Origin of the sequence: Candidatus Tisiphia endosymbiont of Metellina segmentata, from assembly GCF_964030715.1 — a bacterium.
Taxonomy (GTDB): Bacteria; Pseudomonadota; Alphaproteobacteria; order Rickettsiales; family Rickettsiaceae; genus Tisiphia.
The window spans coordinates 220,636-245,082 of sequence record NZ_OZ034919.1 but is presented as its reverse complement, the minus strand read 5'-3'; the positions used below and the strand labels follow the sequence as shown (position 1 = coordinate 245,082).

Sequence of the window (24,447 nt, the reverse complement as noted above, 5' to 3'; positions counted from 1 at the left end):
TCAATAAAGTTTTACACTTTTTTATTTTCATTAACTTTTAAATTATCAAACACCAATAACCATTTACTAGTAGAAGTTAAATATGACATTACTTCTTTTTTGGCTAGAGTTACTGCCTCAGATATATTAGTTTGTTTGACCATATTGAGTTGTTGGGCTAATTTAACAAATTGTTCATTAAGGTCTAGGTTACAATCAAACAACCAGATTAGATCATAATTATTTTTATTCTCATAAGTATACATCCTAATTAACTGAGTTTTACCTATACCACTAGTACCAACTATACTTGCTTGTCTATATTTACTTAAATATTCATCAAGCATTTTAATTTGTTGCTCATGATTAATAAAATAGCTAACTGGAGTGATCAAATTAGATATTTGTGTATGGGCAAATGAATTATTGACTATAAATAACACCATAAGTGGTAATAAATATTTATTCATTTTTTTTCCTCGTTAAAGAAGCTAGTATAATCACATTATTTTCTGTTTTTATTGGTTGTTGGTTACTTTTATTTTCCTGTCTTATGCTTGAATCATTTGGATAGATTTCTATAATATTGCTTTGGTTATAACTTATTTTATAGTTGAATCCATCAGCTCTTAATATATTAAATACTTGACTTAAATTAAGTAAAAAAGGGTTAGCATGCGTTTTGAAAAAATGATTTGATGTTTTGAGCAGCTCTTCTGCTGTCATTATAGGATAACCGTCATATTCAAAACGTAGCTCTATTTTTTGTTTTATATCATCAATAGTTAATCTAATATTGTGTTTGGTAGTAGAAGATTGTTTTTTTAACAAAAAAAATAGATAGTTAATAATACTATAAATGATTTGGTACAACGCTGCATTAGAAGCAAAATATAATACTTTTGCTTTGCTTAAAATTTCAATCGATATATTTTCGTCTTCCTGATTAAATCTATCAGTAAATAAGTCAACTAATTTACTGGCATTAATTTCTTCTATTTTATTTTCTTGATACAGAAGTATAGAGCAAGGTACTTTATCACCAAAGTTTTTTAACCTATAATCCTTGATCATATCTTCTTGATTGTTAGAACTCTTATCAAGCAAGGATATTTGATTAGCTTCCTGAGCAAATAAACAATTAATTTCTAAATCTTTTTGTTTATTGAAATCATTATTCCAAATTTTTCTCATTAAAGAGGTCTCGCAATTTTTTAATTCCTGCTGATAATTAAACTTAAGCTGTTCTAATTCTGTAGCATGTTTGTCTTGATAATGTAATGCATACGATTTATTGAAACTCTTAAATAAGCTTTTAAAGAGAAAATATAACAATAGAAGATTAGCAGTAATAAATGCTGTTAATATCCAAAATGGTCTTTTAATATCTGCTTTTACTTTATGCCAATATGTACTATTAATTGCCAAACTAATATTAAGTTGGTTAGAAGCGTTGATAGGATATATTTTATCTATTTGATAATTTTGAGTTTTGATATTTGAATAAAGAAATTTTTTATTGAGTTCTATCTTGTAATAAATGAATACCGGAACATGCTTATTTAATAATGCTCCAAAATTAAAAAGATTATAGTTTATACATTTTTCTGCCTCATTACATATCTCAAGTTCACTACCATTACTATTGATTGTAACATTTTTTTCCTGAATATTGCTAGATAAATGATACGCTAGAGAAGAGATTTTATTCATACTTACTGCTAGTATTTTATTATACTGGTTTTGTAGAATTTGTGTTTTTTCCATTTCAACTTTAGCATTATAATATTTATACAATGAAGCTATGATTGTACTATAAACTATAAAAATTAAGATAAATATCTGGAATAAATTTTGCTTTAATTTATCTAAATATGGTGAATTTTGCTCCTTCATAACCCAATAAACTAATAGTTAGAGATTACACAGCTATTCTTTTGTTTGAAACGTAAGTTGGCTGCTTATAATAGTTGCGTAATGTATACTGCTCGTAAATGAAGAATTGATAGACGATAGAATCAAAATCATGATAGTAGCAGGAATTACCAAGTCGAGGTGCTAGGCGTACATATAGTACGTGAGCACCAGCAGATATTGGATAATGACAACGCAATTCTTGATTTTCATCGAGTATATCTAAAACATCTAGGATTAATACCTATTATTTAATTATATATCATACTTTTTATGCTACACTAAGTTACTATTATAATAAATAATTGCTCTTAGATGGTACAATTTAAATCAATAGTGATATTTTGGCTTAGGGACTAATTTGCTCAGAAATATTTACTACAAGCCTTCAAATATGAATATCCAGTTACTACAGTTAAAAGTGCGGCAATCCATAAAGCTATTTGGCCTATTAAATCCATATAAATTATACCTGAACCTTTAGAACCAAGAATTAACGCTGACAAAGCAAACATTTGGGTAAATGTTTTAATCTTAGCTAATCTAGATACAGGGATACTTACTTGAATTAAAGCTAAAAATTCACGTAACCCAGCCACTAAAAATTCACGAGCCAAAATTAATAAGCATGGTATCTCCCCTGCAACCCCTTTTTTTACCAACATTATAATTACACAACCTACTAATAATTTATCAGCTATTGGATCGAACATTTTACCAAATCCTGATACTAAATCGAACTTCCTAGCAAGATAACCATCAAAAAAATCAGTAATACTAGCCAAAATAAATAATATCGCTGCAATTCTATGAGCGAGTTTAGAGTTATCTAGATAAAAGGTTATTACAATAATTGGAATAACCACAATACGAGCTATCGTCAGATAATTTGGTATATTTTTATCAATATTCATTTATTATATATTTTTACTTCTTGATTTCTTGAGGAAATGACAACGACGGATTATGACCTAAATCCAAGAAAATAGGAACAAATTTTTATAGAATAACTTAAAAGAACTAATCTATCTTGCCGTAACTTAAATGCTAGTATCATTATCAACGCCTAATGGTTCTATCCCCTCTACTTTGTAAGTGCATTGCTAAAATCGAGTCTAAATCTAACTTTAACTCTAACTCTTGTGTACTACTACTACACTCAGACTCTTTAGGAGGAGGAAGTGCAAAAGATGTTTTTTTAGTTTCAATAATTTTTAAACCTTTACTTGCTATTGCTGCCTCCTTTGTCTTCTTATGATTACCGTGATTGTTAAAAACAATTAAGTATTTGCTAGGCTTTTTATATGACCCCTCTGTATATGCCTCCACTGTATATACCTCACCTGTATATAATCGATCATCTTCGCTAGGAATTTTAACTTCCATCAATTTGTTAGGTATAATTTTTATCCCTTTACTCTTCTGCTCTTTATCAATTAACCCTCTTGATATGGCATCCTTAAATTTCTTGAGTAGTTGATGATCCAATTTACCCGCTAGCTTTCGATCGATCGTCACATAAAAATCTGGTTTATCTTCTATAGGACAAACATCATCGTGATTAGAAGCATAAGTATATTCACCAATACACCAAATATATGGTTGTTCTTTAATAGTAGTGTCTACTGATTCTGCAAGTAAATCTTGTTTCTTTTTTTTGAAATAGGCATTCACTGCCCTTGGATCAAAATTATCTAACTCTGCATGATCTTCTATTAAATCGATTAAAACAATATTACTTTTTTCTTTTTCCTCTTCTAGTTTAGTGAGCAGGGCTAGATTTATACGATCATTTTCAAGATATTGTTTAAGTTTGTTTAATAAATATATTGACTTGTTTGTTTTGTTATTTAATGGAACTAAATATAAATACTCTAATGCTTTGTCAAAATTTCCTTTTTCTACATTTATGTAAAAAGCAAACTCATTAGCATAAGATAGTAGTGATAGAGCTGACTTGTCACCTAAATTAGCATTAGTTTTTAAAAAATTTAAGCAGGCTTCAGATTTTTCTTCCAAGTTATTTTGCTTATAAAATACAAATTCTAGATATTTAAGAGGAAGGAAACCATGATGTTGTAAAATTTCGTTATGTTTTTGGTACTTCTCTTCAATAAATTTTAACCCCTTATCCCAAAATCTAGCTTTTTTACAAATTTCCAATATTTTAAACAGCTGAATTGGTACATTACGTCCTGCCATACAAATATTGATTTCATAGCAACACTCAATGGCCTTATCAAATTCCTCCTTTTGTAAAAAGAATTCTATCCATATTTCTTTATAAATCTCTAGATAAGATCCAAGACCTTTAAGTGTATTCTCCTGGAAGAACGTACCTAATAATTGCGAAAGAGAAGCACCTGGTTTAGATACAAATTCAAGCATTATACTAGATAAATCTTTAAGTGTTGGATTTGTTACCTTCTGTGCATGATTTGTTAATGATGTTACACTAAGAGCATCTGGAGTAAATTTAACAATATTAAGCATTAATGCATATAAATTGCTAAGATCACTATCTTTAATTTTTGCTATTTGCTTTGAAGCATTGTCAATATCAACACGAGCAATATAATGTTTTAATTGCTCTATTATTGCGTCCTGATCACCTGGCTTTGTTTCTTCTGCTTGGGCAAAATAGTCTAAAGACTTTGTTGGATCAAGATATTTCCACGCTAACCCTAGATTAAATAAGATTTCATATAACGCTCCCTCATAGCAATTATCTTTTATCTAAATTTTATAAAAATAGATAAATATTATTTAATAACAAAAACACGTTTTTGTTGAATAAGTTTATGGCACACTTCAAGTAACTTACGCATACAAGCAACTATCGCAACTTTCTTAGGTTTAAAATTATTAACAAGCCTATCATATAAAATTTTTAAATATTGGAAACCATTCTTACCAGCTAATACTGCCATGTATAAAGCATCTCTAGGTATTTTCCTGCCTCCTCGAATAAATCTTCGTCCTTGCTTATTACCACTATCACGAGCATATGGAGCTATACCAACAATTGATGACAATTCATTGCTACTATAATTTTTATCCCCTAATTCAGGTACAAAACTAATTAGTTTTGTAGCTAAACATTTACCAATACCAGGTACAGTCTCTAATATTTTTACCTTCTCTTTTAACTCTTCTGACTCATCTATTGTTTTGTTTAACTTTTTATCAAGCTCAGCTATTTCATTCTGTAAAAATTTAATGAGCTTTTCTATACTCTCTTTATCAATACCATCAATGCTATGATGTAGTCTTTTCTTTTCATTGCTAAGCATTAATACTAAATCTTCTCGTCTTTGTTGACATCTCTTCAAAGTCTCTGATTCAACTTGATATATATAATTCGCTGAAAGCTGCATCTTATCCGCATAATATGCTAATTTAAATGCATCCTTCCTATCAGTTTTACACAAATTCACCGATTTACTAAAAGAATTAAAACTATATGTATTGACCTTATGTATTTGTTGGTTATTATTATCCAGCTTTTGACAAATCTCAGCTTCGTATCCTCCAGTAGGTTCACATATTATTAGCTTAATCTCTTGCTCTTTTGCTAATTTAATCATCTCTTCATGACCAGCTGCATCATTGGCAAAACGATGATATTTAGGTTTATCTCTTGTATTATATACACATATATCAAGCCAGTTTTTACTTACGTCTAGACCTATTATTTTATTCATGATATAATCTCCTTCTTCTTATTGTGCAAGGCTGCTCTTTTTAAGACCACCTTCTGCAATTTGTTCAAGGTAAACTACCAAAAAGAGGGTACTTATTCTCTTAGCGACTTTTTAGTCAAGGTCTATTCAAGTCACCCTCTTTAATTACTTATAACACATTCTTAAGATATAAGGTCTAATATAGTAGTAAGAATATTATCAGCCCTAGTAATAGGACCAGTATTTATTATAGCGATAATGTTCATTAAGTCATTATTTTATATAATTATGTTATTAATTGCCATAATTATGTCATATGAATGGTATCAAATGACAAAATCGTCCTTTTCCCATATATTACTGGGCTTTGTTATCATTCCCATTCCCACTATATCTTTAATAATAATTGCTACTGAAGATAAAAATCGATGGCTATTATTACTATATTTCATTATAATATGGTCAGTTGATATATTTGCTATGATTGGTGGGAAGAATATAGGCGGACCTAAGCTGACCCCCAAGATTAGTCCTAACAAAACTTGGAGTGGATTAATCATAGGGGTATTAGCTAGTGGGCTTACAGCATTTTTATTAAGTTTAGTACCTAGCTTTGACTTACCAACTGACTATTTATTAAACAAACGGCACTTAATTATAGCAGCTATTTGTTTAGCACTAATAGCACAAATGAGCGATTTATTTATTTCATATTTTAAGCGTAAATTTGCTATAAAAGATACTGGTACTATAATACCAGGTCATGGCGGTGTTCTAGACCGATTTGATAGCATAATTCTTACCGCCCCAATATTATTTTTATTATTAAAATATTATGAATTATCAGTATTTTATTGATTCAGTTAAAAATTCCAAAAAGATAATATTTAATGTTTTGCTATCTTTATTATTAGCTTATTTTATCTTCCATTCTATTTGTGGTAATAGAGGGATTATTGCTTATTTTACATTAAATCAACGACTCGAAAAAACCTATAGTGAACTAGAAAATTTAAGGGCAGAACGCATTGAACTTGAACATAAAGTAAAACTACTTAGACCAGAATCTCTAGATAGAGATATGCTTGACCAAGAAGCAAGAAGAGTTCTAGGGGTAGCGTCGCCAAAAGAACAGGTTTTTACCATAAAATAACTTAGGAGGTTATTATCAGTATTATAGTTTTTCAGAATGATCTCCCGGAAGATTTTAATATTGCAGGAGACCTAGCAATCGATACAGAAACGATGGGATTAAACTTACATAGGGATAGGTTATGTCTTTTGCAACTGAGTAATGGAGATGGTAAGGCTTACTTAGTAAACTTTATTGACAAGAATTACGCAGCACCTAATTTAAAAAAACTATTGCTTGATAAGAATCGATGCAAAATATTTCACTATGCTAGATTTGATTTAGCAGCAATAAGAAAATATCTTGGAATAGATTTGGAGAACATATTTTGTACAAAGATATCTTCTAAACTAGTTAGAACCTATACTGATGCTCATGGTTTAAAAGACTTATGCCGTGAATTACTTTCAGTCCAAATTTCTAAACAACAACAATCTTCCTACTGGGGAAGGTTGGATCTTACAGCTGAACAAAAAGAATATGCTGCCAAAGACGTCCTTTACCTACATCAACTTCGCGCTACCTTGCAAGATATGTTACTGGCCGAAAATAGGTTAGATATTGCAAAACAGATTTTTAAGTTTTTACCTATTAGAGCCAACTTAGACCTAGTAGGATGGAACGATATTGATATTTTTATGCACTAAGCTCTAGATGCTGTAAATAAAATATAGTTATTATTAACCTAGGTTCGATATAACCAAGTTAATATACTCTTCTGCTCCTACGAATTGTTTTTTGAAAATATCATGGACTCGCATGCGTAACTATACTATATGTACGCTACGCCTGCTCACCATTCATTTTCAAATCATTTGAGTATATTACATCGAATTTAGGTTAATTAAAAAAATATATGTTAACAATTAACAAGTTTTTTTTCTCGCTGATTAAATCACGTATTAACGTTGGTGATAATATAATTATTGGACTTAAAAGATTGGGAATAATCAATTTAAGAGATTTGTTATTTTACCGCCCTACTTCTTATCAAGTTAAAATAATTTCACCAAATTTATCTTCACTAAAAAATGGTCAGTTAATTCAAACTGAAATAACAATAGAAGAAGTTCTTGTGCCTAAGAACAAAAAACAGCCTTTGAAAATCTTAGGATCTAATGAAACTGGCTCAATTCTGCTGATATTTTTTAATAGACTCTCTTATTTTATTCTAAGTAAACTTACAATAGGCAGTAAACATACAATTAATGGTAAGGTACAAGTTTTTTCTAGCTTACCTCAAATAGTCCACCCAATATTTATTTTGGATCAAAAACTTACCAGCCCCCTAGAACCAATATATCCTTTGACCTATGGGATAATTAATAAGCAACTTTATTCCTATATAATAAAGGGGCTTGATTTGTTTGAGAAAGAGTGGTGCTGTATTCCTGAGAGTTTTCAAGAAGTAAAGGATTATACTAAATCATTATTAGAAGATTTAAAAACTTTACATTTATATCAGGTTAAAACTAAGCAATTAGAAGAATTACATACTCAAGCTTTAAGACGACTGGCAGAAAAGGAACTTTTTGCTAACCAAATTTCATTACAATATCTCCGCCAACAAACAAAATTAAAACAAGGCAATTCATTTGCAGGGTCTAGTCAGCTACAACAAGCAATACTTAAGACATTAGGCTTTGAACTCACACCTGACCAAAAGAACGTGATTGAGGAAATTGCAAAACATCAATTATCTCCTACAGAAATGATGTGCTTACTCCAAGGTGATGTTGGTTCTGGTAAAACCCTAGTAGCTTTATTGACAATGGTCACTGTATCATACCATAAATTTCAAGCTGCACTAATGGCCCCTACCGATTTATTAGCAAACCAGCATTACCAATTCTTTGTTAAAGCCTTAAGTGAAACTGGAATAAGACTTGGTTTACTTACTGGAAAAATATCTACCAAAGAACGAAACAAAGTTCTATCAAGCCTAGAAAACGGAGATATTGATATATTAATTGGCACTCATGCATTATTTCAAGAAAAAGTAAACTTTAAAAATTTAGGTTATATCGTCATTGATGAACAGCATAAATTTGGTGTACAACAACGGTTAGATTTAATTAATAAAGCCTCTCATCCCGATGTTTTGGTGATGACCGCAACCCCTATTCCTAGAAGTCTTACTTTGACCATGTTTGGAGATATGGATATTGCTAAATTAACAAGCAAACCAAAAAATCGACTACCAATTATTACTAGCATATTGCCAAAGACCAAGCTAAATGATGTAATCTCAGTTTTAGATAAAAAGCTAAAATTTGGAGAGAAAATTTACTGGATATGTCCCCTTATCGATCAAAATGATGAAGAGTTAACAACACAGTCAAAAAATACAGGATTAATCGACATCAATACTAGACTAATTACCATTGAGAATGCCTACCCTAACATTACAGGTATAATACATGGCAAAATGAAAAATGAGCAAAAAGATATGATTATGCACCAATTTAAGAATGGTAATATTAAAATCTTGGTTGCTACAACTGTAATTGAAGTGGGTATCGATGTACCAGAAGCAACCTTAATAGTCATAGAAAATGCTGAACAGTTTGGTTTAGCTCAGTTACATCAGATAAGAGGTAGAGTTGGACGTGGAACTTTACAATCTCATTGTATTCTTCTATATGATCCTCAAAAATTAACTATGGTTGCAAAATCTAGATTTGAAGTGATGAGAAATAGCAATGATGGTTTTTATATAGCAGAGCAAGATCTACTCTTAAGAGGTAGTGGAGAAATATTAGGAACAAAGCAAAGTGGTGAAATAAGATTCTTTTTCGCTGATCTAGCTAGAGATTTAGACCTTTTAACTAAAGCAAATAAATTAGCAGAAGAAGGTTCAAAAGATCATTCTGAACTCTCTCTACTTCAAATAAAATTATTTGCTAGAGTAGAGTTTAATGAATTGAACTAACAGTTCAATCGTTATTCATTCAGATTATATTTAGCAGAATATTCCCACATAGGATTCCAATAGGATTCCAATAATATTTTACTAGCTTCTATACTATCTACAATAATGCCAAATTGTTGTAATGATGTTGGGTAAAAATTATGACTACCAAAATAAAAAACTTTGTCATCTACTATCCAAAACTTATTATGGCTTCTTGCATTGGTATTGATAATATGATTATAACTTATATAAGCAAGATGGAGATGCTGTTTTAATTCTTGTGCGGCTATTTTACTCTCAACATGATAATTAGAAACTATCGTATTAAGTATATAATCATATAAATATTGTAAATCTACATGATCTGAGTAATTAAATCTGAATAAGTTGCTGGTCACTATATATGTATCTACTGCATTATTATGTATAGCATATGCTATTGCTTGAATAATATTGCCATTAACAGTACTAATTGGCGGCAGTACTTTATCTAGCAGTGGATAATTACTCTCTTTAAAAAATAGGGCTTGTTGGCTAATTTTGATAGAGCGAGTAGCATTTTTTAGAGCAAATACCCTTGCAATTTCTGATTGATCAGCATCATCACCAATGCCAACTCCATTGTTCAATTTACTAATAAACATTGCCTGTACAGGTAATGAACTATTAACATTAAATTCGTTATTTAAGGAAATAGCTTTAGCACATTTTGTTGAAATATACCCCTTCTTATATGTATAATAATGGTTTACTGCTATAGCTCGATGATGTTGTACATATTTCCATAATATATTAGCATAAGTTGTTGCCCCATTTACAACAGGTCCAAATATTTTAATATTGGCATCATTAACTGGCTCTGCTTGAGTGTAATCCTGACCAAATAAATTTTCTCCACCAGTGATTAATATATTACCATCCACTGCAATAATTTTGCCATGATTCCAAGAGAGATCAAGAGAGATATCATGTTGTTTCTCCTGATTTCCACAATTGGATTTAAATGTACATGACCTAATATTAGCAATTGATATAATTAGTTTATTATTGGCTGGTAATTTAGAAATAATATTATTTAAATAGCTTTTCATCCATTCAGGTGGAACTTCTTTATACGTACCATATAATAAGCGTATAGTTATAAAATGAGGAGAATTAATGCTTTTTTTACCTAGTGTTATGACAGCATTTTGCAACATAGCAGTAAATGCTCCTGAACTAAAGTAGTATTTACCGAGAGTTGTAATATCTACAGATGTAGTGGCATTAATAATTGTGTTATACATAGTGTTTAACACATTATATGCATTTGTTAAACATAATGTTCTATTATCCAAAGTAAAATCAGCAGTTTTACAAGTACTGATTCCGCGACAATCTGATTGAGTACGGCATGTTGGGACAAAAAATTGTGCATCTATCACGTTATCTGCAACTGGAGTAAGCCCTTCTCCATATTCTTCTAAAGTAGCACCCCAAATATTTGGTGTTTGCAGTAACCAATTATTTGGTATTAAATAATTGGTTGAAGGTTTATTATAGGTAATATTGTTGTAACTTGGAGATGTTATCAATAAATGTTGATATATGCTATCAATTGACAATGGCTGTGCCAAAGCGGGTTTAATCGTAAATAATAAAATTAATAGTTTAATAATTAATATATTCTTCATAGTCATTTAAACATACAAATTTGAATAATAAGAATCCTAGCAGAAACACTAATTAATATCTAGTGGAAGTTTAAAAGTCAGTCTTATAACATTACTAACATATAGTTATCTTGAAATCTATAAAATGGCATGTTATAATTTTATTTTTTGGTCTTAGTGATCGATATAAATTGATATATTATATGTTATAATTATGGCTAACGTTTTTTTTAATGGTCCTGCCGGTCGGATCGAAGGGCTTTATACTAAATCTAGTAATCCTAAAGCCCCCCTTGCTTTATTATTACATCCACATCCGCTTTACGGTGGTACTATGAATAACAAAGTGATTTACAATATATATAAATCATTAGTAGCTAATGGGTTCACAGTACTCAGAATTAATTTTAGGGGCGTTGGACGTTCCCAGGGAGAGTTTGATAACGGTATTGGCGAAATGACTGATGCTGCAACAGCACTTGATTGGCTGCAACTTAACAATCCTACTAGCAGTCTAAATTTGATAGCGGGGTTTTCTTTTGGAGCATGGATAGCCATGCAACTGATCATGAGAAGACCAGAGATTAATAATTTTATTGCGATATCTCCGCCAGTGAATAAATATGATTTTTCGTTCTTGTCTCAATGCCCTATTTCTGGCTTTGTAATACAAGGTGACAATGATAGTATTGTACCCGAAGAATCAGTGCTTGAATTAGTAGATAAATTATCTAAGCAAAAACATATAACTGTCGATTATAAGATTATCCAAGGAGCTGATCATTTTTTTCGAAACAAGCTTGGTGAATTTACCCAAGCAATTAATGATTACTTACAATTAAGGTTATTGAATAATCAGGTTACGCATTTAAAGAAGGATTTTTTTACTGAAGAAAATTTAGCAAACAAACCGCTACAAAAGGTTTTTTTAGATTAACTGCAATTAACAATTAATTATAAAGAGTTAGATTTTTATGGCAACAAACCAAGAAGAAATTAAACAATCTTTACATACCCAATTATTTACAACTTTAATAAAACTGACAAAGTCAAATGGTAAAGATCAAGTTGTAAATGATAGAATCTCTAAAAAATGTGAAAAACTTGCTAGTAGCGTGATAGCACTTGCTCAAGAGCCATCAGACTCTAATATTGATTTGTATAAAAAGAAAATGCGGAAACTTACACATTCTAAATACATTGTAAGTGAAGCATTAAAGGTAATAAAAGAAGCGTTTCCTGGAGATCAAAATCAAGCACTAAGAGAGCTAATAGATATTCCGCTTATGGATGCATTAGCTAAAGAAAATAAGCCAGCACGTCCAAAAAAGCTAGAAGAATCCAAAAAAGATCCGCTTGAAACTATGCTACGAGATAGAATAACGGTTAAAAATACAGAATTTACAAAAAAAGGTAATAAGCAAGCTGGTGTATCTGCTGGATATATTGCTAAGGAAACCGCAACTGGTAATACTTTCATGTTAAAACGTTTCTATAAACAGCATAGGAGTTGTTTAGCTCTACAGGGAGAAAAACAGCAACAGCAAGCTTTAGCAGATCGGGATGATGGTGTGCGGGAGTTAATCGGTTCTTCTATGTATCAGTTTTTATTATATGATCGCACCCCTAAAGAGGCATTAGTAGTATCTGATCAGGTCAATTCACCATCAATTGCTATACGTTCTAAATTTTTTAATAACGTGGTGCAGCTTGCAGAATTTGCTAAGGGTACTTATACTACTAGCATTGGAGCAAATGATCAAAAGTTAAAAGAATTAGAAGGATTTGAAAAGGTTATTGCTGCTTGTCATATGTTAGGGGAATTGGATTATCATGCCGGTAATTTGATGGTGCAGGATGGGAAGACTGTAACTAAAATAGATCACGGTAGATCTTTTGAAATGTTTCACCAAGATTTTGCTGCTATGATTGAGGCAACACATAAAATGTTTTCAGAGAATGCAGTTAACTATACTAAAGCTATTAAGGTAGGTAACTTATCGTTTAACATTGAAAAATATAGTAAAGCATTAGCACAAATGACCAATCAGTTAAATGATCAGCAAATAGATGCTATAATTGATCAAAAAGTTGATGAATTGAAAAAACATGGGTTCTCTCCAGAAGGTCTCATTGTAGCAGCTAGATTTGAAGGTAATAAATTTGAATTAAAGCAAATTAATGATTTTAATGAATTAAGTACATTTTATAAAGAACATATCAAGGAAAACCTCAATAATATGAAAGAGGTAGCAAGAGCAGCAGACATAGTGGCTAAATTTAGTAATGTATCTCCTGAATTTAAAAACGGTCAGTGGTTAGAAACTTTTGCTGAATCTCCTATTAAAGACCCAGTAGCCTATGCAGCTCACCATAATATTAAAATTGAAGGAAAAAGTGCTTTACAGTGGGCTAGCGAACATGATTATCAAATTAAAGTACCTGCTCAACCTGTAACAACAACTGTTCAAGAACAACAATGGCAAAAGAGTCAAGATGGTAAATGGCAAGAGGTAGAAGTCTCAATGCCGAAGGTTCAAAAAAGTGTAACAAGTTTGAATCCAACAGAATATGTTGCAGATATAGACAAACGTCTTGAATCTTTTGGAAAGAAAGTTGAGGATTTCATAAAAGAAACAGTAACAGCAAGTAAAAAGATTACTATAGAAAAACTAGAAAGGTTTTACGACAAATTATTAACCCATCTAAACAAAGAAAAACATCTTACTGATGAGGATGTTAAGGCAATACAGAACGATCTGCATTATAAAGAGAATATTGTAGCAACAGCTCACTTAATGGAAATGACGACCCCTAATTTAACTGTTGCAGATAAGATGCGTTATAAGGTAGCAAATTTTTGTGAGAAAATAGGACTCTCTAGTTTATCGAAGCATTTGATGCATAAAATTACTCCTGAAAAATTGGCTAAGATAGATGACACAGAAAAGGTTGTAGCTGAAAGCCTAAAAATTAAAGAAATATTGTTAGAACCCAAAGTAAAACCTGTAACGGTAAAATCTACACCAAAAGCTAGAATGGGTAAAGTAAGATAAACAAAAGACCTTGCATGGTATACTCAGATAGAAAATCAAGAATTGCGTTATCGTCTTCAGGGATCGTAGGTCAGAGCTATCGAAAGTTCGAAGAGGAAGCGGTTTTAGAGTTCATCATGGCAGTTTAAAAGTTATAGAAAAATAACCAAGGTCATTGCGAGGAGGAGGCGATGGAATAGCCGACGTGGCAATCTTTTGAAGTAGCAACCCTTACTTCACAAGATCGCTACGTTGCCGCTTGCAGTGCCTTCTCGCAATGACATTTATGCATTTAAAAAAACAAACTTTTCTATCATTAGTTGTGACTTTTAAACCGCCATGTCTTCCAGCTTATCACTACAATCTTTGAAATTAGTCACCAGCCCTTTAATAATTGACTCACTTGATTGTTATTGAGTAGCTTAGGTTTTTATGGTTATTTTTTCTAAAACTATTTTATTGTCAAAAGCACCATTGGTATCTTTTTTGTGCTTTTTAATGTTTAGTATATCCTTTAATTTATAAGAGTTGCTATTACATATTGCCTCAAGTACTTCTATGATATCAGCAATTTCTTCGATAGATTCACTTTCTAAAAATTCTTCTACCTCTTCAGAAAGTTTCTGTCTTAATAATTGTTTATACTCAGCCAATTCTGCAATACGAAAGACTGGTATTCGACCAGATTTTAAGATAATTTGCGGAACTAAATCTCTCACTAATTTTGTCATATTACCTGTGTATTATTGGTTAAAGGTTAACCAATCGTCATAAAATTGGCATTTTCTAGCCATAAAATTCTGCAAATAATTTCCTTGTTAGGATATAGTTTTGCTACTATATGTCGATAAAAATTCAACTGGTCAATATAAGATTCCTTAACTAATTGACAGGTTTTAGGTGGACTAGCATCGGATTTATAATCAATAATGGTTATTTTTCCCGTATCAATAGCAAGTAAATCAATTCGTCCTATTTTAACCTCATCATTTAGAGTTGTCCCTATCGCCATTTCAGTTTTTAGCTCTTGGGAAATAAGTGCCATAAATTCTATATTATTCAGTAATTTATCAATATTGCTATGAATCTTTTCTTGCAGATTTATTGGTAACTTGTGAATAAACGGATGTTTATTCATCATAGAAAAATCATTGATCTTTGTGGCATCTTCTAGAATTTTATGAAATATCTTACCATATTCCAAATGATCATTAACTATAAGAGGAGAATTGACTGAATAATTTTGCTTTGTATTTTTGGTGATTTTATTAATTAAAAAAAGGTTTGGTATCCAATCTTCAATGTCATTCCGGCTGCCTTCAATGTCATCCTGCTTTGGTGCGGGATCTAGAATATCTAAAGCACCTTTTTGGTCTATTTCTTTAGATTCCTGCCCATTTCCACTTCCTTCAATAACTGATTCATAAACTATAATACCATTTTCCTGTACCTTCCCGTGCATATTCATTGTTCTAGCAACCAACTCATACCAACAATTTTGTGGTAGCTTACTACTTGACTGATAACCACATATCACTAAATGGTCTTCGGCTCTAGTCATTGCAACATAAAGTAGTCTGATATATTCTTGTAAGTCTTTTTGTTGCTCCTTTTCTTTGAGAGCTTTAAAGAATTCTGGGCTATTGGCTGATTGAGTGGTAGAGAACACTTGATTTTCGTCCCAAATGAATTTATTACTATTAGTTGGTACTGAACTAGTATCGCACAGAATAACAATAGGTGCTTGCAGACCTTTAGAAGCATGCACGGTCATAATTTTTATCTTATTTGACGATTCTAAGTTTCTTTTAATCTCAATTTTTTTATTTTCAAACCAATAAACAAAGCTTTGCAAAGAGCTATCTATATTATTAGCATAATTGCTACTCAAATATATCAATTCATTTATTACATCATTACTATCAAATCCATTAGCTTCAACTAAAACCTTTCTAACATCCAAACAATCGACAATAAGTGAAAAAAAATTCTCACAATTTGTAACCTTGTATAGCTGCAAGAAATGACACAGTTTCTTATATATACTTGCATAGTTTGAGACAGTTTGTAGGTAACCCCAAATAGAATTCTTACCTCGAGAAATTGCAATAGTTTGTAGTGCCTGTTCACTCATACCAATTATTGGTGATTTTAACAGACTAGCCAAATTCAAATCATCTTGAGGTAGTAGTACAAATTTCGCTATGCTCATTAAGTCTAATACTGACAAATTTTTATTTAAAGTGATCCGATCAACATCTTCTACTGGCAAACTACGTTGCTTAAGACAGTTAATAATTTCAAGAATCAACTCATCTCTCTTGCGTACCAAAATCATAAAATCTGATTCTTTAACTTCGGAATTAGTAGCAGGCAGGATTCTTCGACTTGCTATTTGGCTTTTTATAAAACTAGCAATTTGTTGTGCAAGTAATTGCTGAGCAGATTTGGATTTATTATGCTCTTCCAGTAAAGACCAAAACAACTTACTCTCTTTTTCACCCTTAACTAATGACCAAAGTTCAACTCTACCTTTATGAGTTTGACGAAATGGCAAAATTTTAGGATTATCAGATGTAAATAATTGTGGAGTAGTATGTTTAATTTGTTGAAAAATTAGATAAACAATATCAATAATTTCTTTAGTAGATCTATAAGACCACTGGAGGGTAATATTTCTGAAATTCTTATTTGCATCAGATAGGTTTTTATACAAATTTTCATTAACATAACTAAAAGAGCTAATATCTGCTCCTTGGAAGCTAAAAATCGACTGTTTCTCATCGCCTACGACAAAAATAGTACTTTTTTGCTTAGTGCTAGAAGTAAAGTCTGCTATAATTGCAGTGATAATGTCCCATTGTTCCGGGCTAGTATCTTGTGCTTCGTCAACAAGCAAGTGGTCAATCCCGCCATTAAGTTTATAAGCTACCCAATTTTTTGCAGCATTATCCATTAATAATAACTGCGTAAGATAAATTAAATCATCATAATCAAGCAAACTATGCTGGGTTTTGTAGGAATCATATTTATCAAGAAAAATCTTTGCCAAGTTACGTAATGAATTTGAGTAATTCTCCATATCTTGCATTTTAGCTTGTTGATCTAGCTGAAAAATTTTCTCTTGAATATATTCAAGTTCATTCAATAACTTTGGGTACTTCATTGCCATAGATTTAGGCAATATATTCTTACGCTTAAGGTTTTCTTTAGTAAGAAAAAATTGCTGAATTTCTTGATCTAAGTTAATAGCTATTGAGTATTTTGCCAATAATTGCTTGGCTTGGTCATAAATATTTGATAATTGTGCAAAAATAGTTTGAGCATCGTACTCTACAAAATCCATTTGTTTGGCAAATAATTTCTTAAACTTAATTTTTTGCTGGATTATTTCAGAGAAAATATCATTGATAGTTGTTTCATGGAAATTTGTCAGAAAAAAACTAATCAGCTCATTATAAGTCGGATCTAAATAGATTTGGTTTCTTATTTTGCTAAGAACCCCTTGTGTTGTAATCTCGTCAAGAACCTGAAATTCTGGATTAATGCCAACTTCAAAAGGAAATAATTTAAGCATCTTCTGACAGAAAGCATGGATAGTGTAAATATTAATACCATCTTCAGAGTTTAGTAGTCTGTTATATAAAGTTTTGGTATATTGCACCTCACTTTCTAAAGGCTCTCTAGTAAGTAATAAACCTAACTCTTCAGTTAATTTAGCGGTTTCGTTTGCAGCAAATTGAGCAAGCTTATTTTTAATCCTACTCTGCATTTCAAGGGTGGCTGCATTAGTAAAAGTTAAGCATAGGATCTTTTCAAATGGAACTTCCTTAATTAGTAACCGTAGCACCCTATCTGTTAAAATTTTGGTTTTGCCTGTACCAGCTGAGGCAGAAACCCAAACAGAATATTCTGGGTCAGATGCTTGTTGTTGTAATTCATTCATTTTATTTCTATTTGAGTAACTTAAACTTTTTTACTCACATTAATAGCCATATTACACATTAATTTAATAACTTTATTAATTAAGGAAGCAAATACTACCTTACTACTACCTTGTACTAGAGCTATATCTTTATGTTCAATTTCCTCAGCCTGAAATTGTTTTATGCTATTTACTAATTCTTTCTCTAAATTATACAATTCGAGATAATCTATTTGTTTCTGATAATGTTGTTCAATCACTTCTTCTACACTTTGTGTTAGTAGCATGGCAGTTTCTGTTCCTATCAATATCGAACCACTACCAAGTACATAGCCAATAATATGCCAAAATGGTATCAAAATAGTTGGTCTAACATTATGTTGTAATAACAAGTTAGTAAAGTAGCTCAAATGTACTTCTTCTTGCTGCATCATATGTTTTATTGTAGAGGAATCTTCGTGGTTTTTGCAATAATTTAATTGCCCTTGATAAATTCGTTTAGCCCCATATTCTCCAGCATGATTTACTCTAATCATTTCTTTTATGATATTGTCTGAATTGGTGAAATCAGGTCTTGCCATATGCTGCCTTAGTATCTAAATAACGGATAATTTATTGCATTACGCGAATTCTGGTATTTTATAATAGACCTTATATCTTAAGAATGTGTTATAAGTAATTAAAGAGGGTGACTTGAATAGACCTTGACTAAAATAGTCGCTAAGAGAATAAGTACCCTCTTTTTGGTAGTTTACCTTGAACAAATTGCAGAAGGTGGTCTTAAAAAGAGCAGCCTTGCACAATAAGAAGAAGGAGATTATATCATGAATAAAATAATAGGTCTAGACGTAAGTAAAAACTGGCTTGATATATGTGTATATAATACAAGAGATAAACCTAAATATCATCGTTTTGCCAATGATGCAGCTGGTCATGAAGAGATGATTAAATTAGCAAAAGAGCAAGAGATTAAGCTAATAATATGTGAACCTACTGGAGGATACGAAGCTGAGATTTGTCAAAAGCTGGATAATAATAACCAACAAATACATAAGGTCAATACATATAGTTTTAATTCTTTTAGTAAATCGGTGAATTTGTGTAAAACTGATAGGAAGGATGCATTTAAATTAGCATATTATGCGGATAAGATGCAGCTTTCAGCGAATTATATATATCAAGTTGAATCAGAGACTTTGAAGAGATGTCAACAAAGACGAGAAGATTTAGTATTAATGCTTAGCAATGAAAAGAAAAGACTACATCATAGCATTGATGGTATTGATAAAGAGAGTATAGAAAAGCTCATTAAATTTTTACAGAATGAAATAGCTGAGCTTGATAAAAAGTTAAACAAAACAATAGATGAGTCAGAAGAGTTAAAAGAGAAGGTAAAAATATTAGAGACTGTACCTGGTATTGGTAAATGTTTAGCTACAAAACTAATTAGTTTTGTACCTGAATTAGGGGATAAAAATTATAGTAGCAATGAATTGTCATCAATTGTTGGTATAGCTCCATATGCTCGTGATAGTGGTAATAAGCAAGGACGAAGATTTATTCGAGGAGGCAGGAAAATACCTAGAGATGCTTTATACATGGCAGTATTAGCTGGTAAGAATGGTTTCCAATATTTAAAAATTTTATATGATAGGCTTGTTAATAATTTTAAACCTAAGAAAGTTGCGATAGTTGCTTGTATGCGTAAGTTACTTGAAGTGTGCCATAAACTTATTCAACAAAAACGTGTTTTTGTTATTAAATAATATTTATCTATTTTTATAAAATTTAGATAAAAGATAATTGCTATTAGGAATTTGGATAGGCAAGAATGAAGGTGCTAAATTTTGGATGCAGGTAGTAACAGAACTGAAGAATCGAGGAGTTGAACAAATATATGTTGCATGTGTTGATGGTCTTAAGGGTTTTCCAGAGGCGATAAATAGCATTTTTCCAAAAACGATAGTGCAGTTGTGTATTGTTCATATGATAAGAAACTCTGTAAAATACGTATCATATAAAGATTTAAAATCGGTAACAGCTGATTTAAAGGCAGTTTATTCTGCAATAAATGAAGCAGAGGGATTAAGAGAATTACAAAATTTTGCCAAAAAATGGGATGAAAAATATCCAGTTATTTTTGACATATGGCAACGAAATTGGTCTGGCATAGCTCCATTTTTTAGCTTTCCGGAAGACATTAGAAAAGCGATTTACACTACTAATGCTATTGAATCCACTAACCGTCAAATTCGTAAAATTATTAAAAATAAAGGAGTGTTTCCAGATGACAAATCAATTCAGAAAATAATCTTTTTGGCGTTGACAAATGCCTCTAAAAAATGGACAATGCCTATTAAGAATTGGGCGATGGCTTTAAATCAATTTGCAATCCTTTGTGATACTAATTTACAAAATTGGGCAAATGGAGAAATCATACTTACACAAAAAATCTGACAGACCCAATTTTAATTAACAATGGCAGCCCTTTGGGCTGCTCATAACCGTCAAGCCCCTCGCTTTGCGAGGGCGTTCTGACTGTTTCATCTAACTTATCCTGTGCTACTTTTAATGCGTCATCTTTTGCCTGTTTCTCTTTAAGCAAATCTGCCATTTGTACTGCATGCTCTTGCTCTTTTACTTGCTGAGCGTCAACCGCTTCAGCTAACTTAGCCTGCTCTTGTAATGCCGCCTGTTTTTCTTTAAGCAAATCTGCAACTTCCTGCTCTTTTGCTTTATGAGCTTCCGTCAAAGCTTCTATTTCTTTGCCTTTTTCTGCTAGCTGCTTAACGGCATCATCCTTTGCTTTAGTCATATCTTTCTGAGCTTGATTCAAATCTGCTATTTGCTGATCTTTTTTTGCTTTTTCTTCAGTCAAATCTGCAATTTGTTTTTCACGAGCTTCAACCGCTTCAGCTAACCTAGCCTGCTCTTTTAATGCCTCCTGTAGTTCTTTGTCCAGTATTTGATGAAGAATGTGAGTTATCTGAGGTATTACTACTATTATTTTGAGAGTCCTCCAATTCTCGCGCTTTTTCCTCTAATGCTTCCTGAAGCTCAAATTTCTTCCTCATCAGGTCCTGTATAGCACCTGCTTGAATTATGTTTACTTTCTTAAGTTCAGCCGTATTATCCTCAGTATTCTCAAAAGCATTAACAGAACTACAAAATAGCAGTATCATAAGAAAGTATAGTTTTTGGATTTTTTTATTCATTTGTATTTAGTTCTCCAACTATCAGAAAAAGTATTAATATATTGTAAATATAAATTGAAATATCCTTAATTTATCAAACTATTATTATAATTTGTCAAGTTTCGATTCCGGTGCGTCAATAAGTTATGACCTATTTCGTATTGTTGAGTGAGTTGTCTCATCTTCAATCAAAACCTTGACTCCGTCATGCAATCCTTTCTTTCCTGAAATAACCACTTGGTCATTCGGTTTGATGCCAGTAACTACCTCTACACTTTGGCTATCACTATCACCTATTTCAATCCTTACTTTTTTAGCTGTATTATTCTCAATAACATAAACATAGTAATAAGAGTCAAAGAAAACAGCTGAGTTTGGTAATTTTATCCGTTGCTTGTTGCCATTGAAAATAACATTTACGTTAACAAATAAGCCCGGCATGATTGAATTATCATCATTTGGAATCAATGCTTCAATATAGACTGAGTGATTCTTATCTTGGGCAATTTCTGAAGTTTTAAAATCACTTAGTTTAAGGGCTAAGTTTAAAGCGGGAATATAGATGTTGACATAGCTCCCTCCCGCACTTTTAAATTTTTGATAGTCGCTTTCATCAAGACCAAACGCAACCTTGATAATATGAATATCATAAAGAACGACTATTTTATCCTTTTGTGTAACAAGCTCTCCAACAGTAACAAGTTTTCGTTCAACAATTCCACTTAATGGGGCAACAACATAATGATTGGTTTTTTCATCAAGTAATGTATAATATTTTTGTTTAGCATCAAGGTATTCTATGTTATGGTTCACATACTCTGTATATCTAATGAGGTTCTTATCCAATAACTGCTTCATCGCATTAGCTTTTTTCTCTTTAAGACGATACTCTTCATTTGCTAGTTCAATCAGATAGTCAATTTGCGTGGTATCTAATACCGCTAAAATATCACCTTTTTTAACATAGCTACCTATAGGTAAGTCAAGTTCTTTAATTCTTCCTGTTGTATTGACTTTAACTGCATGTGTTTCATAGGCTAAGGTTTTGCCTGTTGTAACCAATATATCATTTGTCTCCTCTGAATATTGAGCCTTAACCACTTCAACAGGAATTACGACAGCTTGATTGTCCACTTGCTGTGTTGGGGCTTGTCTACTGACTACTTTTTTGATAGAAACTATCACTACAACAATTGCTACTGCAACAAATAATAGTCCATATATATAGTATCTTCGACTTATTAATATCTTCCCTAGGGTCATTTGAATTTTACCATATTTCTGATTAGATTGCTAACCTTCTCTTTAATCTATTCATTTTCAACTTCGATTATACTCAAATCATTTGAGTATAATTTCTGATAACAAAAGAACCGTGACAAACGGTTTTATTGTTTTCTAGTCACATATACAGTAAAATTTTATTTTGTGCAAGTAATTATTTTAAAATTTTTTAATTTTATTTACAGAAAGTAGTAGTGTAGCTAACATGGAAATGTTTTAACCATAACTAGTGTATAGCCTTATATACATTATAGCCAATATAGAAATGTTTGAGTCATAGTAATAGAATTGATGTGACCCCCTGCAAAACAAGGGTCTACAATCTATAAATATCCCCTCAGAACATTGCTTTTCCGCACCGAGGCTGGTATGACATCGATAGAAGCTAAATCTATATTTATACCACCCACTGGTAACGACTTTTAAACTGCCCTGTACTTATGTCTATATGCTGAGCTTACTACTAAACTCCTTACAAAAATTGTAGGCTATTGATGTAATCTACGCTTCTATGTTGCTATCGTCTTTTTTATTATTTAACAACTCTCTTGCTTTAGCAAATCTTATAAACCGTGCAAAAGCAAAAATCATAGAATCAACAAAACCATCAAAACCAAATACCCAATATCGTCTTATAAAAAATGATTTTAAAAAATAAAAAATACTTTCTGTAGCAATTCTTGTTTTTGATGGATTCCTACCTAATTTAACTAAATCTTTTGCTTGCTCAGAGGAATAAAAATTTGCTTTAGCTACTAGTTGCTCAATTGACGTGCCAGACCTATGATAAATTATACCATTTAAATCATAGATTTTGTTTTGTGAATTAATATTTGGATTAAACAACACCGAATCATGAGTAGTAGTGTTATTATTAGAAAAACTACTATATTTACGATTATATAATCTGATACATTTATTATAAGGAGCAAAACGACGAACCTTCTGATCATTACGGTGCAATATAACAATTTTAGTACGGTAAGCTAAATAATTAGCTTGATTATTTGAAGCAAATATAAACTCTATTTCATCTTGTAATTCTTTTGATAGTTCTTCATCAGCATCAATATTTAATATCCAATCATTCTGACATAAATTTTCGCCAAAAGTCTTTTGTTTAACATAACCATTCCATTCGTTAAAAATCACTTTGATTCCTAAATTTCTAGCAATTTGTACTGTATCATCAGTACTCCCACTATCAACAACAATAAGCTCCTCGACAATGTCCTTAACACTGTTGATAGCCCTTGCAATCCTAGTAGCTTCATTTTTTGTGATAATAAAGGCTGAAATCTTTAGCATATCCCTCTCAACTAGGTCCTTGCATACATTTTCTATCTAGCTTCTGTAAAGGTTTCATTTCTATAGTCTATATGTTCATTATTTTTAGGAAGTACCCACAAATTGAATAATTTTTGAGGAATTTCTGAGTAAAAGAGTAGCCAAGTAACCACAAGCAGTACATAATATGTCCATGAGGAACGAAAGCAAATTTTGACAACAAAATTACCAAAAGGAATCAATTCGTGAACACTCCTTTTTGTTCTCGAATCCTCACTTGCATACCTACTATTACCTACATCTTTTAAAAGTCGTATATTTGAACCTACTGACGTCATATACGACGTCCCACAAATCTAGAATGTGGGTAATAGTAATAAGGCAGGGATAATACACCCTAGGCTATTAAACTGTCTTTCATCGAGATTGGTATTACATAAAAGGCATA

At 31.4% G+C, this 24,447-nt stretch carries 20 protein-coding genes and 2 pseudogenes; 8 read left to right on the top strand and 14 right to left on the bottom strand.

Annotated elements, in window-relative coordinates; genetic code table 11:
- Nucleotides 1-11 precede the first annotated feature (11 nt).
- From AAHM80_RS01385 to AAHM80_RS01365, 5 genes are all read right to left on the bottom strand, one after another.
- Nucleotides 12-449: a hypothetical protein gene (locus AAHM80_RS01385; protein ID WP_342260053.1), complete on the bottom strand. Its 438-nt coding sequence runs from the start codon at nt 447-449 to the stop codon at nt 12-14.
- Nucleotides 442-1,692 carry a hypothetical protein gene (locus AAHM80_RS01380; RefSeq protein ID WP_342260052.1) on the bottom strand — a complete coding sequence of 417 codons (1,251 nt, stop codon included), beginning with the start codon at nt 1,690-1,692 and terminating at the stop codon, nt 442-444. The genes AAHM80_RS01385 and AAHM80_RS01380 overlap by 8 nt, the downstream gene beginning before the upstream one ends.
- Nucleotides 1,693-2,258: 566 nt before the next feature.
- Nucleotides 2,259-2,807: a CDP-diacylglycerol--glycerol-3-phosphate 3-phosphatidyltransferase gene (gene pgsA, locus AAHM80_RS01375; protein ID WP_342260051.1), complete on the bottom strand. Its 549-nt coding sequence runs from the start codon at nt 2,805-2,807 to the stop codon at nt 2,259-2,261.
- A gap of 145 nt (nt 2,808-2,952) precedes the next feature.
- Nucleotides 2,953-4,386: a hypothetical protein gene (locus AAHM80_RS01370; RefSeq protein WP_342260050.1), complete on the bottom strand. Its 1,434-nt coding sequence runs from the start codon at nt 4,384-4,386 to the stop codon at nt 2,953-2,955.
- Nucleotides 4,387-4,655: 269 nt separating this feature from the next.
- Nucleotides 4,656-5,597: an IS110 family transposase gene (locus AAHM80_RS01365; protein ID WP_342259457.1), complete on the bottom strand. Its 942-nt coding sequence runs from the start codon at nt 5,595-5,597 to the stop codon at nt 4,656-4,658.
- A gap of 168 nt (nt 5,598-5,765) precedes the next feature.
- Here AAHM80_RS01365 and AAHM80_RS01360 point away from each other — a divergent pair, with 168 nt between their 5' ends.
- From AAHM80_RS01360 to AAHM80_RS01345, 4 genes are all read left to right on the top strand, one after another.
- On the top strand, nt 5,766-6,434 hold the full coding sequence (locus tag AAHM80_RS01360; RefSeq protein ID WP_342260391.1) for a phosphatidate cytidylyltransferase: 669 nt from the start codon (nt 5,766-5,768) through the stop codon (nt 6,432-6,434).
- A complete protein-coding gene (locus AAHM80_RS01355; protein WP_341751337.1) occupies nt 6,412-6,729 on the top strand; it encodes an FtsB family cell division protein in 318 nt (105 codons plus the stop codon). The genes AAHM80_RS01360 and AAHM80_RS01355 overlap by 23 nt, the downstream gene beginning before the upstream one ends.
- A gap of 14 nt (nt 6,730-6,743) precedes the next feature.
- Nucleotides 6,744-7,355: a ribonuclease H-like domain-containing protein gene (locus AAHM80_RS01350; RefSeq protein WP_341748490.1), complete on the top strand. Its 612-nt coding sequence runs from the start codon at nt 6,744-6,746 to the stop codon at nt 7,353-7,355.
- Nucleotides 7,356-7,564: 209 nt separating this feature from the next.
- Nucleotides 7,565-9,640, top strand: a complete 2,076-nt coding sequence (locus AAHM80_RS01345) for an ATP-dependent DNA helicase RecG (RefSeq protein ID WP_342260049.1) — start codon at nt 7,565-7,567, stop codon at nt 9,638-9,640.
- Nucleotides 9,641-9,651: 11 nt separating this feature from the next.
- Here the strand turns inward: AAHM80_RS01345 and AAHM80_RS01340 are convergent, their stop codons facing one another.
- A complete protein-coding gene (locus AAHM80_RS01340; RefSeq protein WP_342260048.1) occupies nt 9,652-11,295 on the bottom strand; it encodes a hypothetical protein in 1,644 nt (547 codons plus the stop codon).
- A gap of 193 nt (nt 11,296-11,488) precedes the next feature.
- Here AAHM80_RS01340 and AAHM80_RS01335 point away from each other — a divergent pair, with 193 nt between their 5' ends.
- Nucleotides 11,489-12,211, top strand: coding sequence for an alpha/beta hydrolase (locus tag AAHM80_RS01335; RefSeq protein WP_341747662.1), 723 nt, complete (start codon nt 11,489-11,491; stop codon nt 12,209-12,211).
- 37 nt (nt 12,212-12,248) lie between these two features.
- Nucleotides 12,249-14,330 (top strand): hypothetical protein, encoded by a 2,082-nt coding sequence (locus AAHM80_RS01330; RefSeq protein ID WP_342260047.1) that lies wholly within the window; start codon nt 12,249-12,251, stop codon nt 14,328-14,330.
- Between the two features lie 401 nt (nt 14,331-14,731).
- Here the strand turns inward: AAHM80_RS01330 and AAHM80_RS01325 are convergent, their stop codons facing one another.
- The 4 genes and pseudogenes from AAHM80_RS01325 to AAHM80_RS01310 form a co-directional block, all read right to left on the bottom strand.
- Nucleotides 14,732-15,040, bottom strand: a complete 309-nt coding sequence (locus AAHM80_RS01325; protein ID WP_341755269.1) for a nucleoside triphosphate pyrophosphohydrolase — start codon at nt 15,038-15,040, stop codon at nt 14,732-14,734.
- Between the two features lie 26 nt (nt 15,041-15,066).
- Entirely contained in the window at nt 15,067-15,321 is a 255-nt protein-coding gene (locus AAHM80_RS01320; RefSeq protein WP_410521516.1) for a PD-(D/E)XK nuclease family protein, read from the bottom strand.
- A 456-nt stretch (nt 15,322-15,777) separates the two neighbouring features.
- Nucleotides 15,778-18,255: pseudogene (locus AAHM80_RS01315) on the bottom strand (UvrD-helicase domain-containing protein); the annotation flags it as partial.
- Between the two features lie 20 nt (nt 18,256-18,275).
- Entirely contained in the window at nt 18,276-18,815 is a 540-nt protein-coding gene (locus AAHM80_RS01310; protein ID WP_341751331.1) for a demethoxyubiquinone hydroxylase family protein, read from the bottom strand.
- 243 nt (nt 18,816-19,058) lie between these two features.
- Between AAHM80_RS01310 and AAHM80_RS01305 the strand changes: the two genes are divergently transcribed.
- Nucleotides 19,059-20,000, top strand: coding sequence for an IS110 family transposase (locus tag AAHM80_RS01305; RefSeq protein WP_342259457.1), 942 nt, complete (start codon nt 19,059-19,061; stop codon nt 19,998-20,000).
- Between the two features lie 40 nt (nt 20,001-20,040).
- Nucleotides 20,041-20,691 (top strand): annotated as a pseudogene (locus AAHM80_RS01300) (IS256 family transposase); the annotation flags it as partial.
- Here the strand turns inward: AAHM80_RS01300 and AAHM80_RS01295 are convergent.
- From AAHM80_RS01295 to AAHM80_RS01280, 4 genes are all read right to left on the bottom strand, one after another.
- The gene (locus AAHM80_RS01295) at nt 20,675-21,112 is read right to left on the bottom strand and encodes a hypothetical protein (protein WP_342260046.1); all 438 of its coding nucleotides are present in this window, start codon (nt 21,110-21,112) and stop codon (nt 20,675-20,677) included. The pseudogene AAHM80_RS01300 and the gene AAHM80_RS01295 sit on opposite strands and share 17 nt — an antisense overlap.
- Before the next feature lie 43 nt (nt 21,113-21,155).
- Nucleotides 21,156-21,449 carry a hypothetical protein gene (locus AAHM80_RS01290; protein ID WP_342260045.1) on the bottom strand — a complete coding sequence of 98 codons (294 nt, stop codon included), beginning with the start codon at nt 21,447-21,449 and terminating at the stop codon, nt 21,156-21,158.
- A gap of 123 nt (nt 21,450-21,572) precedes the next feature.
- Complete coding sequence (locus AAHM80_RS01285) at nt 21,573-22,691, bottom strand: efflux RND transporter periplasmic adaptor subunit (RefSeq protein WP_342260044.1); 1,119 nt, start codon at nt 22,689-22,691, stop codon at nt 21,573-21,575.
- Nucleotides 22,692-23,213: 522 nt separating this feature from the next.
- Entirely contained in the window at nt 23,214-24,020 is an 807-nt protein-coding gene (locus AAHM80_RS01280) for a glycosyltransferase family 2 protein (protein WP_342260043.1), read from the bottom strand.
- Nucleotides 24,021-24,447: the final 427 nt, after the last annotated feature.